The organism is Halopseudomonas sp., assembly GCF_041579695.1.
Taxonomy (GTDB): domain Bacteria; phylum Pseudomonadota; class Gammaproteobacteria; order Pseudomonadales; family Pseudomonadaceae; genus Halopseudomonas.
Genome location: NZ_JBFGFI010000037.1, coordinates 1 through 14,947, shown reverse-complemented (window position 1 = coordinate 14,947; position 14,947 = coordinate 1). Strand labels below are relative to the sequence as shown.

General features: G+C 59.7%; 14 protein-coding genes and 1 pseudogene. 7 read left to right on the top strand and 8 right to left on the bottom strand.

Translation table 11 applies throughout. The features are described 5' to 3' along the window. Window positions 1–22 precede the first annotated feature (22 nt). Window positions 23–3,634, top strand: coding sequence for an urea carboxylase (gene uca / locus ABYA88_RS09255; protein WP_373186838.1), 3,612 nt, complete (start codon window positions 23–25; stop codon window positions 3,632–3,634). Window positions 3,635–3,653: 19 nt separating this feature from the next. On the opposite strand, the gene rsmI is transcribed toward uca, so the two are convergent. After that, window positions 3,654–4,505 (bottom strand): 16S rRNA (cytidine(1402)-2'-O)-methyltransferase, encoded by an 852-nt coding sequence (gene rsmI / locus ABYA88_RS09250; protein ID WP_373186837.1) that lies wholly within the window; start codon window positions 4,503–4,505, stop codon window positions 3,654–3,656. Between the two features lie 150 nt (window positions 4,506–4,655). On the opposite strand from rsmI, the gene ABYA88_RS09245 reads away from it, so the two are divergent. Genes ABYA88_RS09245 through ABYA88_RS09230 form a run of 4 tightly spaced genes read left to right on the top strand, consistent with a single transcriptional unit; the run spans window position 4,656 to window position 8,022 of the window. After that, a complete protein-coding gene (locus ABYA88_RS09245) occupies window positions 4,656–6,479 on the top strand; it encodes a penicillin-binding protein activator (protein WP_373186835.1) in 1,824 nt (607 codons plus the stop codon). Window positions 6,480–6,484: 5 nt separating this feature from the next. After that, the gene (locus ABYA88_RS09240) at window positions 6,485–6,850 is read left to right on the top strand and encodes a YraN family protein (RefSeq protein ID WP_373186855.1); all 366 of its coding nucleotides are present in this window, start codon (window positions 6,485–6,487) and stop codon (window positions 6,848–6,850) included. Window positions 6,851–6,865: 15 nt separating this feature from the next. Further along, window positions 6,866–7,459: a phosphoheptose isomerase gene (locus tag ABYA88_RS09235; RefSeq protein WP_150278117.1), complete on the top strand. Its 594-nt coding sequence runs from the start codon at window positions 6,866–6,868 to the stop codon at window positions 7,457–7,459. Then, window positions 7,456–8,022, top strand: a complete 567-nt coding sequence (locus tag ABYA88_RS09230; protein ID WP_373186834.1) for a BON domain-containing protein — start codon at window positions 7,456–7,458, stop codon at window positions 8,020–8,022. Before ABYA88_RS09235 ends, ABYA88_RS09230 begins: the two co-directional genes overlap by 4 nt. A gap of 74 nt (window positions 8,023–8,096) precedes the next feature. Here the strand turns inward: ABYA88_RS09230 and ABYA88_RS09225 are convergent, their stop codons facing one another. The 7 genes from ABYA88_RS09225 to rplM form a co-directional block, all read right to left on the bottom strand. After that, window positions 8,097–8,504, bottom strand: a complete 408-nt coding sequence (locus tag ABYA88_RS09225) for a ClpXP protease specificity-enhancing factor (protein WP_373186854.1) — start codon at window positions 8,502–8,504, stop codon at window positions 8,097–8,099. Window positions 8,505–8,552: 48 nt separating this feature from the next. Continuing rightward, window positions 8,553–9,182 (bottom strand): glutathione S-transferase N-terminal domain-containing protein, encoded by a 630-nt coding sequence (locus ABYA88_RS09220; protein ID WP_373186833.1) that lies wholly within the window; start codon window positions 9,180–9,182, stop codon window positions 8,553–8,555. Between the two features lie 173 nt (window positions 9,183–9,355). Further along, window positions 9,356–10,138, bottom strand: a complete 783-nt coding sequence (locus ABYA88_RS09215; protein ID WP_373186832.1) for a cytochrome c1 — start codon at window positions 10,136–10,138, stop codon at window positions 9,356–9,358. After that, window positions 10,138–11,361, bottom strand: coding sequence for a cytochrome bc complex cytochrome b subunit (locus tag ABYA88_RS09210; protein WP_373186831.1), 1,224 nt, complete (start codon window positions 11,359–11,361; stop codon window positions 10,138–10,140). The genes ABYA88_RS09215 and ABYA88_RS09210 overlap by 1 nt, the downstream gene beginning before the upstream one ends. Continuing rightward, on the bottom strand, window positions 11,361–11,954 hold the full coding sequence (gene petA / locus ABYA88_RS09205; RefSeq protein ID WP_373186830.1) for a ubiquinol-cytochrome c reductase iron-sulfur subunit: 594 nt from the start codon (window positions 11,952–11,954) through the stop codon (window positions 11,361–11,363). The genes ABYA88_RS09210 and petA overlap by 1 nt, the downstream gene beginning before the upstream one ends. Before the next feature lie 265 nt (window positions 11,955–12,219). Then, window positions 12,220–12,612 carry a 30S ribosomal protein S9 gene (gene rpsI / locus ABYA88_RS09200; protein WP_373186829.1) on the bottom strand — a complete coding sequence of 131 codons (393 nt, stop codon included), beginning with the start codon at window positions 12,610–12,612 and terminating at the stop codon, window positions 12,220–12,222. Window positions 12,613–12,622: 10 nt separating this feature from the next. Continuing rightward, window positions 12,623–13,051, bottom strand: coding sequence for a 50S ribosomal protein L13 (rplM, locus tag ABYA88_RS09195; protein ID WP_373186828.1), 429 nt, complete (start codon window positions 13,049–13,051; stop codon window positions 12,623–12,625). Between the two features lie 284 nt (window positions 13,052–13,335). Between rplM and ABYA88_RS09190 the strand changes: the two genes are divergently transcribed. Together ABYA88_RS09190 and ABYA88_RS09185 are read left to right on the top strand one after the other, a co-directional pair. Further along, the gene (locus ABYA88_RS09190) at window positions 13,336–14,376 is read left to right on the top strand and encodes an NADP(H)-dependent aldo-keto reductase (protein ID WP_373186826.1); all 1,041 of its coding nucleotides are present in this window, start codon (window positions 13,336–13,338) and stop codon (window positions 14,374–14,376) included. Between the two features lie 178 nt (window positions 14,377–14,554). Continuing rightward, a pseudogene (locus ABYA88_RS09185) lies at window positions 14,555–14,947 on the top strand (GlxA family transcriptional regulator); the annotation flags it as partial.

Genomic DNA, 14,947 nt, shown 5'->3' with positions numbered 1-14,947 from the left:
ACCTGGCCGAGGACTATCCAAGATGTTCGATACATTGCTGATTGCCAATCGCGGCGCTATCGCCTGTCGCATACTGCGAACCCTGAAGGACCTCAAGGTCAATGGCGTTGCTGTCTACTCCGAAGCCGATGCCGCCAGCCTGCACATCCAGCAGGCCGATCAGGCGATTTCCCTCGGTGAGGGCGGCGCTACCGGTACCTACCTGGATGTGGAGAAAATCCTCGCCGCAGCCAAAGCTTCCGGCGCCACCGCGATTCACCCGGGCTATGGCTTTCTGTCAGAGAACGCCGCATTCGCCGAAGCCTGCGAGGCGTCCGGCATTGCCTTTGTCGGCCCTACCCCCGAGCAGCTGAGGGTATTCGGGCTGAAGCACACAGCGCGCGCACTGGCACAGGAGCATGGCGTACCGATGCTGGAAGGCACGGACTTGCTCGACAGCCTCGCCTCTGCGCTCAGTGCAGCGGAGCGTGTCGGCTACCCCGTCATGCTCAAGAGCACTGCAGGCGGTGGCGGTATCGGCATGCGCGTGTGTCACAGCGCGGCGGAATTGAGCGACGCCTTCGAGACGGTCAAACGCCTCGGCCAGAACAACTTCAGCGACGCTGGCGTATTTATCGAGAAGTACATCCAGCGCGCCCGCCATCTCGAGGTCCAGGTATTTGGCGATGGTCAGGGCGAGGTACTGGCGCTGGGTGTGCGTGATTGCTCGGTACAGCGCCGCAACCAGAAGGTCATCGAGGAAACGCCCGCACCCAACCTGCCCGAGGGCATGGCTGAGGCTCTCTGCGAAGCAGCCACCCGCCTGGCCAGCGCCGTGCGCTATCGCAGTGCCGGCACCGTCGAGTTCGTCTATGACAGCGAAGCGGCGCAATTCTACTTTCTCGAGGTCAACACCCGCCTGCAGGTCGAACACGGCGTCACCGAGCAGGTCTGGGGGGTCGACCTGGTCAGCTGGATGATCCAGCTGGCTGCCGGCGACCTGCCGCCATTGACGGAACTCGGCGCTGGCCTGGCGCCCGCGGGCCATGCGATTCAGGCGCGGGTCTACGCCGAGGATCCGGGTCGCGACTTCCAGCCCTGCCCCGGCCTGCTGACCGCAGCCCATTTTCCCGCTGGCGACGGTCAGGCACTGCGCATAGACACCTGGGTGGAAGCCGGCTGCGAAATACCACCCTACTTTGATCCGATGATCGCCAAGATCATCTGTTGGGAGCCCACCCGCGAGCAGGCCAGCGGCGCGCTGCGCCAGGCTCTGGGGGATACCCTGCTGTATGGCGTAGAGACCAACCGCGACTATCTGCGGCAGATTCTCACCTTTGCGCCCTTTGCCTCAGGTGAACCCTGGACTCGGTGCCTGGATGAACTGACCTATCAGGCCAGCACATTTGAAGTCATCAGTGGCGGCACCCAGACTACAGTACAGGATGTGCCGGGCCGTCTCGGCTACTGGTCCGTGGGTGTTCCGCCATCGGGGCCAATGGATAACCTGGCGCTGCAGCTGGGTAATCGACTGCTGGATAATCCGCAGGATGCCGCCGGCCTGGAAATCACCATGGCCGGCCCTATCCTGACGTTCAATACCGAGGCGGTGATCGCCGTCACCGGGGCGCAGATCCCGGTATTGCTGGACGGTGAGCCGCAACCCATGCATACCAGCCTGCTGGTCAGAGCGGGCAGCCAGCTGAGCATCGGCACCATTGCCGGGGCGGGCGCGCGCAGCTATCTGGCCATTCGTGGCGGTATACAGGTCCCCGATTACCTGGGCAGCAAAAGCACCTTTACTCTCGGCCAGTTTGGCGGGCATGCGGGGCGCGCCCTGCGCGCTGGCGACGTACTGCATCTCAGCGAGCTGGCCGACACCTCCAGCGGTACGGCACTACCCTCAAGCCTGCATCCCTCGCTGCCGGCGGTGCGCAACGTACGGGTGATCTACGGCCCCCATGCGGCCCCGGAATATTTTACCGAGGCTTACATGCAGCGCTTTCTGGAAACCGACTGGGAAGTGCACTTCAATTCCAGCCGCACCGGGGTGCGGCTGATCGGGCCGCGCCCTGAGTGGGTGCGTGAGGATGGCGGCGAAGCTGGCCTGCACCCCTCCAACATTCATGACAACCCCTATGCGATTGGTGCGGTGGATTTCACTGGTGACATGCCGGTCATTCTCGGGCCCGACGGACCCAGCCTCGGCGGCTTTGTCTGCCCGGTGACGATCATCGAAGCCGATCTGTGGCAGATGGGCCAGCTCAAAGCCGGCGACCGTATACGGTTCACACCGGTCAGCCTGGAAACCGCAAGGGAGCTGGCCATATCCCGCCAGCAGGACATCGCTCATCTGAGCGCGGATTGTCCACCATCCAGCGCACCGGTAGAGCCGGAATCGCCCGTCGTGCTGGACATCGGCGAAGGAGATACCCGGCTGGTAGCACGACTGTCCGGCGACACTCATCTGCTGCTGGAAATCGGCCAGCCGGAACTGAATCTGGTGCTGCGCTTTCGCGGACATGCATTGATGCAGGCGCTGGAGGCAATGCAACTGGCCGGGGTCCACGACCTGACACCCGGAATCCGTTCGCTACAGGTGCATTACCAGCCAGAAACCCTGTCGATCAACAGCCTGCTGCGTATCGTCGAGGACACCTGGGAAGAAGTCTGTCAGGCGCGTGACCTCAAGGTGCCTTCACGGATCGTGCACCTGCCACTGTCATGGGACGATCCGGCCTGCCAGCTGGCCATCGAAAAATACATGACCACGGTGCGCAAGGATGCACCCTGGTGCCCGAGCAATCTGGAATTCATCCGCAGAATCAACGACCTTCCCGATCTGGACGAGGTTTACCGCACCGTATTCGAGGCCAGCTACCTGGTCATGGGTCTGGGCGACGTCTATCTGGGCGCTCCGGTAGCCACACCGCTGGACCCGCGGCACCGTCTGGTCACCACCAAGTACAACCCGGCTCGCACCTGGACTGCAGAAAACTCGGTTGGTATCGGCGGCGCCTACATGTGCGTGTACGGGATGGAAGGCCCGGGGGGTTACCAGTTCGTCGGGCGCACACTGCAGATGTGGAACCGCTACCGGGAAGTCGAGGCCTTCGATGGCCAGCCGTGGCTACTGCGGTTCTTCGATCAGATCCGCTTCTACCCGGTCACAGCTGACGAGCTGACGCGCATTCGTCGGGAATTCCCGCTGGGGCGCCATGAGCTGCAGATCGAGCATACGGAACTGCAACTGAACGAGTATCAGGCCTTTCTGGAGAAGGAAGCCGACAGCATCCAGACTTTCCGCTCGCATCAGCAAGCCGCCTTCAATGCCGAACGCGACCGCTGGATTGCCAACGGTCAGGCGGATTTCTCCAGCGAGGAGGCACCCGCCGCGGAGGTGCTGGATAAGCCGCTGCAGGCCGGCCAACAGGGGATCGAGAGCCACATTGCGGGCAACCTCTGGCAGGTCCAGGTGGCCGAAGGGGCTCAGGTCAGGGCCGGTGATGTGCTGGTGATCCTGGAGTCGATGAAAATGGAAATTCCGCTGTTGGCGCCCTGTGACGGAGTGATCGCATCAGTACATGTGCAGCCCGGCTCGCCGGTAAAGGCCGGGCAGCGGGTCATGGTGCTGGACGCCGCCCAGGCCTGCTGAGCGCACCAGGCCGCGGATATCAGTCCGCGGTTTTGCCCAGTGCTATCTGGTAAAGACGGTTCTTCTTCTGGCCGGTGATCTTCGCTGCCAGTGCCGCAGCCTGCTTTACCGGCAACTCCTCGAGCAGCAGATCCAGCACCCGCTCGGCTTCGGGATCCAGGCCCTCATCCTCGGCGCGCGCGGGCATTGCCTCGACGACCAGCACGCATTCACCGCGCTGCTGGTCGCTGTCCGCGCGGACCCATTCGACCAGCTCGGCAATCGGCGCGCCGCGGATGGTTTCAAAGGTCTTGGTCAACTCCCTCGCCAGCACTACCTGACGCTCCGGACCGAGGATGTCGAGCATGTCTTCCAGACACTCAAGCAGCCGGTGAGGCGCTTCATACAGCATCCAGGTACGCTGCTCGGTCGCCAGCGCCTGCAGGCGCTGCCGGCGACCGCTGGCCTTGGCGGGCAGGAACCCCTCGAACGCGAAGCGATCCGATGCCAGGCCGGCAGCACTGAGCGCTGCCACCAGGGCGCAGGGACCCGGAATCGGACAAACCCGCACGCCGGCTTCACGCGCGGCCCGGACCAGATGGTAGCCCGGGTCGGAAATCAGCGGGGTACCGGCGTCGGAGATCAGCGCCATGTCTTCACCAGCGCGCATTCGCTCCACCAACCGGGCGCTCTTGTCACGCTCATTGTGATCATGACAGGCGGTGGTGGCAGTGGTAATGCCGAAATGTTGCAGCAGGCGGCCGCTATGACGCGTATCCTCGGCAGCGATCAGCCCCACGCTGGCCAGTACCTCGAGCGCCCGCGGCGTCATGTCCTGCAAATTGCCAATGGGCGTGGCAACAATAAAAAGAGTACCGGTGGAGGTGGCCATGACAAATTCCGATTAGCATTTATGTCCTATTGTACAGGACGTGACCCAGTCCATGGCGCGCGCCCTGACCCTTGGTTACAATGCCCTGATGACATCTGCAACAACTCCCACGGGACGCGTCATGCGTCTCCTGAGCAAGGATACCGCTGCATGCCCTGCATTAAACGCCTTCCGATTCTGTCGCTGGCTCTTGCCCTTCTGCTTGCCGGTTGTGCCAGCCCGCCCCAGAGCCTGAGCGAACTGCCACGCACGCCCCAGGCGTCTGCTGAAAAGATCCTCGCCGATGCCGACAAACAGACCGGAGCTGAGGCCAACCTGCTGCGTCTTTATGCCGCCCAGGCCGCCAGCGACGCCGAGCGTCCACAGCAGGTGCTGTCGATTCTCGAGCGCATTCCACAGAGCGAGTTGCCGCTGGATCAGCAGGTACGTTTCAGTACCCTGCAGGCCCGCAGTGCGCTGGCACTGGACCGGCCCGATATGGCCCTGCGCGCGCTGCGTCACCCCTCGATGGGCCAGCTCGACAGCCTGCCCATGACCGATCAGGTGGCTATCCAGCGCCTGCGCGCACTGGCCTTGGGCTCCGCCGGAGAACCGCTGAAAGCGGCGCGCGAACGGGTTTTCATGCACGGCATACTGTCCGCCGGCGAGCGCGACGCCAATCGCCAGGCGATCTGGGAAAACCTTCAGCAGGTACCCACAGACGAGCTTGCCCAGGCAGCGCAGAATGCCGATGACGAATTGCGCGGCTGGATAGAACTGGCGTTGATCGAGCGCGAATTCCGCAACCTGGACCTGCAGGTCCAGGCAATCAAGTCATGGCAGGAGCAGAACAGCGCCCATCCCGCCGCCCGGCCGCTGCCCGACTCCATCCGCCAGCTGATCGAGCTGCATGCCAGCCGACCACAACACATAGCCCTGCTGCTACCCTTCGAAGGCCCGCTCGCCAGCGCCGCAGAAGCGTTGCGCGACGGCTTTCTGGCAGCGCAGTATCAGGCACAGAGCAAAGGCCTGGACCAGCCACGCATCAGTCTTTACGACAGTACCGCCTACGCGAACCTGGATCAGTTTTACGCACAGGCCAGTGCAGACGGCGTGCAGTGGGTTGTTGGCCCGCTTGATCGCGACCGGGTCGGACGCCTGGCCACGAGAGAATCATTGCCCATACCCACCCTGGCGCTGAATTATGCCGAGCGCGAAGGACCTTACCCACAGGGACTGTTTCAGTTCGGCCTGGCCCCCGAGGACGAGGCGCGCTCGGCGGCAACCCAGGCATGGGAGCAGGGTCATCGACAAATGGCCGCGCTGCATACCTCCACCGACTGGGGCCAGCGGGCCTATCAGTCATTCCGGCGCAGCTGGGAGGAGATGGGTGGTGTGCTGATCGGCCGCATTATCATCGATAAGCCCTCAGAAATATCGGGCCAGATTGCCGACCTGCTGCAGATTCGCCAGAGCGAACAACGCGGCCAGCGCATCGCCCGCGCACTGGATGGAAATGTAGCGGTGCAGCCCACTCCCCGCCAGGATCTCGACGCGCTTTTTATCGCCGTCAATCCGCAGCAGGCGCGCCAGATCAAACCTACCCTGGCCTTCCAGTACGCTGCCGAACTTCCGGTCTACGCGACATCGCACGCTTACCAGGTTGGCATGGATCGGCAACAGAACGCAGACATGGACGGTATCATGGTCGCGGAGATCCCCTGGCTGCTCACGCGCGATGACCGGCTGTATGACCAGGTCACCAGCAACTGGCCTCAGGCCCAGGGTCCACTGGGCCGTCTTTATGCGATGGGCATCGATGCCCAGCGAATTTTTGTCCGCCTGCCGCAGATGCAGCAGCATCCTTCGACCCGGATCAACGGAGCTACGGGCCAGCTCACGCTCGCCGCCGATGGCCGTATCCACCGCAATCTGAGCTGGGGCGTAATGGAGCGCGGCCAACTGTCCGCGAATTCCGACAACAGGGTGCGATGAGCGAACTGACGGAAAAGCAGAAGCTCGGCAACCAGGCCGAGCGACAGTCCGAGCAACTGCTGCTGCACGCCGGTATGCGATTGCTGGCGCGCAATTATCGTTGCAAGATGGGCGAGCTTGATCTGGTCATGCGTCACGCCGATACAGTAGTATTTGTCGAAGTCCGTTACAGACGCAGCAGCCGTTGGGGCAACGCGGTGGAGAGCATTGACTGGCGCAAGCAAAAGCGAGTGATCGCCGCCGCTCAGCACTATCTGCTGACTCACCCCCATCTGGCCGACAACCCTTGCCGTTTCGACGTTGTTACCGCGCACGGCAACCCCGCAGATCCCGGCTCCTACAACTGGATCCGGGAAGCATTCACCTGCTAGCGAGTAATCTTCCCTATGGATATGCAGCACCGAATCAGGCAATTGTTCACCGACAGTATCGAAACCAAGACCCGTGCAATGGAAGTGCTTGGACCGAGTATCGAGCAAGCCAGCCAGTTGATGGTCAACTGCCTGCTCAATGAGGGCAAGATACTGACCTGCGGCAATGGCGGCTCTGCCGGCGACGCACAGCATTTTTCCTCGGAATTGCTCAACCGCTTCGAGCGCGAGCGTCCCAGCCTGCCGGCCCTCGCCCTGACCACTGACAGCTCGACCATTACTTCTATCGCCAACGATTACAGCTATGACGAAATCTTTTCCAAGCAGATTCGTGCGTTGGGTCAGCCCGGAGATGTACTGCTGGCGATTTCCACCAGCGGCAACTCGGGCAACGTGCTGCAAGCGATACAGGCGGCGCATGACCGTGACATGCTGGTGGTGGCTCTGACCGGCCGCGACGGCGGCGCCATGGCTTCCCTGCTGCTGCCCGAGGATTCGGAAATACGGGTGCCGGCACGCTCCACTGCACGGATCCAGGAAGTCCACCTGCTTGCCATACATTGTCTGTGCGATCTGATTGATCGCCAATTGTTCGGGAGTGAGGAATGAGACTTACAATTTGTCTGCTGCTTATTGCGTCACTGACCGGGTGCGGCTCGATTCTCACTGCTACCCGCGACAGCCCCATCGATAGCAACAAGGGGACCCGCACTATTGGCAGCACTATCGATGACCAGCTGATTGAAACCAAGACCGCGGTCAATATCGCCAAGGCTCACATTGATCTGGAGCGCGAATCCCGGATCAGCGTCGTCAGCTACAACGGCGTCGTATTGCTGACCGGCCAGGTGCCCCGCCAGGAACTCAAGGAACTGGCCGGCTCGGTGGCCCAGCGTGTTCAGCGGGTCAAGGTGGTACACAATGAGCTGACTGTGGGCCCTGCCCTGCCGCTGCTTGCGCGCAACACCGACGCCCTGATGACTACCAGCGCCAAAACCCGCCTGCTGGCTGACAGCGCCATCCCCGGTCGACGCATCAAGGTTACCACCGAGGCCGGCATTGTCTACCTGCTCGGACTGGTCAGCAAACAGGAGGCCGATCTTGCAGTGCAGGCAGTCCAACAGGTGGGCGGCGTGCAGCGAATCGTCAAGTTGTTCGAATATATCAACTGACGCACCTGAGCGCAGACAATAAAAAACCCGGATCGGGTATCACCCGATCCGGGTTTTTTATTGGTTAGCGCGTCCTATTTGACAACCTTCAGCGCAGGCCTCTTGGCCTTTTTCTGGTCAGCAGGGCTTGCTGCAGGTCCTGTATCTGATTCATCGCCAGGCGGTACCGGCGCTGGCTCGACTTCGAACACCATGCCCTGACCGTTCTCACGGGCGTAGATTGCCATCACAGCTTGCGCAGGAATCCAGACCTGCTGGGCAACGCCGCCAAAACGGCCATCGAAGCTGATCCTGTCGTTGTCCATCTCCAGGTGCCGGATCGCGCTGGGGGAAAGATTCAGCACGATCTGGCCGGCTTCGACAAAAGCGTCCGGCACACTTGTCAGCGGATAATTGGCATTGACCAGCACATACGGCGTGCAGTCATTTTCCAGTATCCATTCATACAGCGCGCGTACCAGGTAGGGTCGGCTTGAGCTCATCTGAGCCATGCGGGCCTCCTTTGAGTGACACGGTTGGTGACTGGGTACTTATTGCATTTCCTTTTCGGCGGCCGAGAGGCTGCCAAGGAAGCCTTCACGCTGAAATATCCGATCCATGTAGTCCTGCAGCGGCTTGGCCTGCTTGGGCAACTCGACGCCCAGTATGGGCAAGCGCCAGAGGATCGGAGCAATACAGCAATCGACCAGGCTGAACTCCTCGCTCATGAAATAAGGCATCTCGTCAAACACCGGAGCAACACCGATCAGGCTTTCACGCAGCTCCTTGCGAGCCTTGGTCGCCGCGGCTGCGGGTGTCTTGGGATTGCTTATCGCATCCACCAGACCGCACCAGTCGCGCTGCACGCGGTACATCAGCAGCCGGGTATTGGCTCGCGCCACCGGGTACACCGGAAGCAACGGTGGATGCGGAAAACGCTCATCCAGATATTCCATCATGATGTTGGGCTCGTACAGCACGAGATCCCGGTCCAGCAGAGTAGGGACGGTGTTGTAAGGGTTATTTTCCGCCAGCTCTTCCGGATGGTTATCGGGCTCGACGTTGATCACATCGACAGTCACGCCCTTTTCTGCCAGCACTATTCGTACGCGGTGACAGTAATGATCGTTAGGATCGGAAAAAAAAGCCATCGAGGAACGCTTGTTGGCGGTAACGCCCATAAATCAACCCTCATCCTGTAGCGGATTGCGGTAACAGCAAAGCACGCGGTTGCGTGTACATGGAAAACACGGGCTGTTCAGAACAGCCTGTGCTTAGTGGTAAGACGGGATTATACCCCAGAAACAAGTGCGCGCCCCAAAGGGCGCGCGGATTTGATCAACGAATCCGCTGATCAGTGGACATCTCTCCAGTATTCGCGCTTGAGCAGATAGGCAAATACGAAGAAGAAGGCCAGATACAGCAACACATACGTACCAATGCGGTGACGCTCGAGCTTGATCGGATCGCCGGAGTACGCCAGGAACGCAGTCAGGTTGCGCACGGTAGTGTCGAACTCTTCCTCGCTCTGGACGCCAGTACCCTCGACCACCTTGAGCACATCGCACTGTTCATCCATCACCGTCTCGCCGGTCAAAGGATCCTTCTGGACCTTGCCGTCTTCCTTCACAGGCATCGCCTTGCAACCGATGACCTGACGGCCCTGCAGCTCTTCCAGGACGTTTGGCATACCCACATTCGCAAACACCTTGTTGTTTACGCCCAAGGGACGAGAAGGATCTTCGTAAAAGGTCTTCAAATAGGTATACACCCAGTCCTCTCCGCGTACACGGGTGACGTTGGTCAGGTCAGGAGGAGCCGCGCCAAACCAGCGCTTGGAGTCCTCGGGACGCATACCGATCTTCATGTGCTCGCCGATCAGTGCTGACTCGGGAAATACCAGGTTTTCCATCATCAGTTCCGGCGGAATACCCAGATCGTTGGCAACGCGCTCGTAACGCTGATACTGGGCTGAGTGACAGCCCATGCAGTAGTTGACGAAGGTCCGTGCGCCATCCTGCAGCGATGCCTTATCGCGCAGATCGATGTTAGCCGACTCGAGCGGAACGCCGGTGGCAGCCGCCATGACGACCGAGGGCACAAGGGCAAATACCAGTGCAATCAATTGCTTTTTCATTAGCCAGTAACCCTCTCTGGAACGGGTTTGGTCTTCTCCATGCGGGTGTAGAACGGCATCAGCAGGAAGAAGGCGAAGTACAGCACGGTGCAGATCTGCGACACCAGCGTGCGGAAATCAGTGCCCGGAATGGCACCCAGGATACCCAGGATGACGAAGGATATGCAGAAAACAACCAGAGCCACCTTGCTCATCCAGCCCTTGTAACGGATCGAGCGCACCGGGCTGCGGTCCAGCCAGGGCAGCACAAACAGTACCGCGATGGCAGCACCCATGGCCAGAACCCCGGGGAACGCCGAGCCGCCGATCGCCGGAACAGCACGCAAAATCGCGTAGAAGGGCGTGAAATACCAGACAGGAGCAATGTGATCCGGTGTCTTCAACTGGTTGGCTACTTCAAAGTTGGGATGCTCAAGGAAGAAGCCGCCCATCTCAGGGAAGAAGAACACCACGATGCAGAACACGAACAGGAAGACCACCACACCGACAATGTCCTTGACCGTGTAGTACGGGTGGAACGCAATGCCGTCCAGCGGCTTGCCGTTCTCATCCTTGTGCTTCTTGATGTCGATACCATCGGGGTTGTTGGAACCGACTTCGTGCAGCGCGATGATGTGCAGCACGACCAAGCCCAGCAGTACGATTGGCAGTGCTATCACGTGCAGAGCGAAGAAGCGGTTCAGGGTGATGCCGGAAATCAGATAGTCACCGCGTACCCACTGGGCCAGGTCCGGACCGATGAAAGGAATCGCACCAAACAGCGAGATGATCACCTGGGCGCCCCAGTAGGACATCTGCCCCCAGGGCAGCAGGTAGCCCATGAAGGCCTCACCCATAAGCACAAGGTAGATGGTCATACCGAACAGCCAGATCAGTTCGCGCGGCTTCTGGTAGGAGCCGTACATGATCCCGCGCAACATGTGCAGGTAGATCACCGCAAAGAACGCAGAAGCGCCGGTGGAGTGCATGTAACGCAGCAACCAGCCGTAGTCGACATCACGCATGATGTATTCGATCGAGGCAAACGCGCCAGCGGCGGATGGCTCATAGCTCATGGTCAGCCAGATACCTGTAATGATCTGGTTGACCAGTACAAGCATGGCCAGAGAGCCAAAGAAATAGAAGAAATTGAAGTTCTTGGGAGCGTAGTACTTGGTCAGGTGATCTTCGACCACCCGATTGACCGACATGCGCTCATTAATCCAGCTGTTCAGCTTGCCCATCAGACTGTCTCCGGATCCAGGCCGATGATGATGACATCGTCGGACTCATAGTTATGGGGGGGAACCGGCAAGTTCAGCGGCGCCGGCTGGCCCCGGAATACCCGACCGGACATGTCGTAGCGCGAGCTGTGGCAGGGGCAGAAGTATCCGCCCTTCCAGTCCTCACCCATGTCGGCTGATGCGACCTCCGGGCGAAAAAGCGGAGAGCAGCCCAAGTGCGTACAGATACCCATCACGACCAGAATCTCCGGCTTGATTGAGCGGGACACACCACTGACATAATCGGGCTGGTCCGCCGCCTCGGACTGCGGATCAGCCAGACGATCACTCATCTCTTCAAGCGTCTGCAACGCTTCCTGGGTACGCCTGGAGACGAACACTGGCTGGCCACGCCACTCGGCGACGATCTGCTGACCGGCCTCGAGCTTGCCGACATTCACCCTGACCGGCGCACCGGCCGCTTTGGCCCTCGCGCTCGGGAACCACGATCCAACGAAGGGTACTGCTACCCCTACGGCTCCGGCTGCACCCACAACACTTGTGGCTGCCACCAGGAAGCGACGCCGGCCGTTGTTTACGCCGTCATTACTCATCCAGTCGTCTCCCATCTCAGCTGATTCAGGCTTTTAAGAGCCCTTTTAAGAGTTTTAATCCGCTTGCACAAAATGAATCCGATGGTAATGAAAAACCCCTTTTTTGACAAGGTGAACTATCACTAAACAACCTGGCAAGGCTCTCTCAAGCCATCGAAATACGGGGCATTACGGACCACTCGCCCCGCTAGCGGCATTTTGTCGCACAAACAAAAACGCCCGGATCCATAAGGATACCGGGCGTTTTCGGGATAAGTCTTGCGACTTAACGCTTGGAGTACTGAGGACGCTTACGCGCTTTACGCAGACCCACTTTCTTACGCTCGACTTCACGGGCATCGCGAGTAACGAATCCAGCCTTGCGCAGCACGCCGCGCAGAGTCTCGTCGTATTCCATCAGGGCACGAGTAATGCCGTGACGAATGGCGCCTGCTTGACCGGTAGTACCGCCACCCTTGACGGTGACGTACACGTCAAACTTGGAGACGCTTTCGGTCAGTTCCAGCGGCTGACGCACGATCATGCGTGCAGTCTCACGACCAAAGAAATTCTCGATGGTGCGGCTGTTGATCTGGATGTTGCCATTGCCCGGACGCAGGAACACGCGAGCGGTGGCAGTTTTACGACGGCCAGTACCGTAGTTTTGTGTCGCCGACATAGTATGCTCCTTAGACCTTGAGTTCTTGGGGTTGCTGAGCCGCATGGGGATGAACTGCACCTTTGTACACTTTCATCTTGCGGTACATTGCACGACCCAAGGGGTTTTTCGGCAACATGCCTTTGACGGCAGACTCAATGATACGCTCGGGAGCGCGAACAAGGAGCTTCTCGAAACTGATCGACTTGATACCGCCCGGGAAACCCGAGTGGCTGTAGTAGATCTTGTCCTGTGCCTTTTTACCGGTCACATGTACTTTCTCGGCGTTGACAATGACGATGTAATCGCCAGTATCCACGTGCGGAGTGTACTCGGGCTTATGCTTGCCCCGCAGACGGGTGGCAACTTCGGTAGCCAGACGACCCAAGGTCAATCCGGTTGCGTCTACTATGTACCAGTCGCGTTTTACGCTTTCAGGTTTGGCGCTGAAGGTTTTCATTAATCCTAGCCTCAGAGGCCGCTCTAATAATAAGAGGGCGAATCTTACAGAATGAAATGTGTTTTTACAAGACAACAAAGCCTAGAACAGACACTCAGTGGGGGCTGCGTGGGTCTGGGTGGCATCTGCGCTGTAAACAACAACGACAGGCTAGGCATCCTGTCGAAAGTGGCGGGCATTATGTCAAGGGAGCTAAAAATTACAACCCTTATTTACAATCAATGCCATATTGGCTCAGCCTAATGGCGCTTTAACCGGACTCAATCTTATCAGGGAGTACCTCCATGCAATACCGCCCTCTTGGCCGCACCAAGCTCAAGGTCAGCGCACTGTGTCTCGGCACCATGACATGGGGCGAGCAGAACACGCAGAAAGATGCCTTCGCCCAGATCGACCGGGCCAGAGACGCAGGCGTCAATTTTATCGACGCAGCGGAAATGTACCCGGTCCCACCGAAAGCAGAAACATATGGCGAGACCGAGCGTATCCTGGGCAATTATCTGGCCGAGCGCGGCAACCGCGAAGACTGGATAATCGCCAGCAAGGTAGCAGGCCCCGGCAACTGGCTGCCGCACATCCGTGACGGCATGACCCGCTTCACCCGCGAGCACCTTACCGCCGCCCTCGATGCCAGCCTGAAGCGGCTAAAGACCGACTACATTGACCTCTATCAGCTGCACTGGCCCGACCGCAGCACCAACTTCTTCGGCAACCTGGGTTATCGGCACAATCCCGATGAATCCATCACGCCAATCGAAGATACGCTTGAGGTGCTGGATGAATTCGTCAAGGCGGGCAAGATAAGACATATCGGCCTGTCCAACGAAACACCCTGGGGCGTGAGCCGCTTTCTGCATCTGGCCGAAAGCCGTGGCTGGCCGCGCATTGCTTCGATCCAGAACCCTTACAACCTGCTCAACCGCACCTATGAGGTCGGTATGGCAGAAATCTCCCTGCGTGAGCAGACGGGGCTGCTGGCCTACTCCCCCCTGGCCTTCGGCACTCTGACGGGCAAGTATCTGAACGGGCTAAGCCCCGAAAAGGGCCGACTGACACTGTTCAGCCGCTTCAGCCGCTATACCAACCCGCAGGCGGAACAAGCCTGTGCCCGTTATGTGCGCCTGGCCCGCGATCACGGACTGGATCCGGCCCAGATGGCCCTGGCGTTCGTCACACGGCAACCCTTCGTTACCAGCAATATCATCGGTGCGACCAACATGGATCAGCTCAACCGCAACCTGAGCAGCATCAACATGGGCCTGCCCGACGGCGTACTGGAGGCCATCGCCGAAATCCATCAAAGCCAACCCAACCCGGCTCCCTGAGACGCGATGAACTGACGCTGCGCCGGATCGCCGGGCCGTAAAAACGGTCCGGCTCCCTGCTCCTGGCAATCAGCACATATTTCCGCCTTTTATCAAGGTGAACACGGCACTTGCGCCATAGTATAAGATGCTTTAGTCATAGCATGGCCGATTCACCTTATAAAAAGCGATAACAGACATGATTCAGCCCAGCCAGCCCCCCTCCCCCCTTCGTCAGGTTGCGATCCTGGCGACTGACGGCGTGATCGCCTCCACCCTGATGCAGGCCAAGGATTTCTTCCATATGGCCAGTCTGCGCGACGGTCGGCGGCGCGGCCAGGGCCTGACGCCGGGCTTTCGCACCTCGATCGTCGCTCCGGACAACCTGCCGGTCACCAGCTTCAGTCAGGACCGTATTGCCACTGATGCCACACTCAGCGCACTGCGCCCACAACTGATCATGTTGCCCGCGTTCTGGGGCGATTTTGACCAGATGCTGGAGCGCTACCCCGGCGTGATTCCCTGGCTACAGGAAGAACACGCCCGCGGCACACTGATAAGTGCCGAGGCAACCGGGGTATTCTGGGTCGCG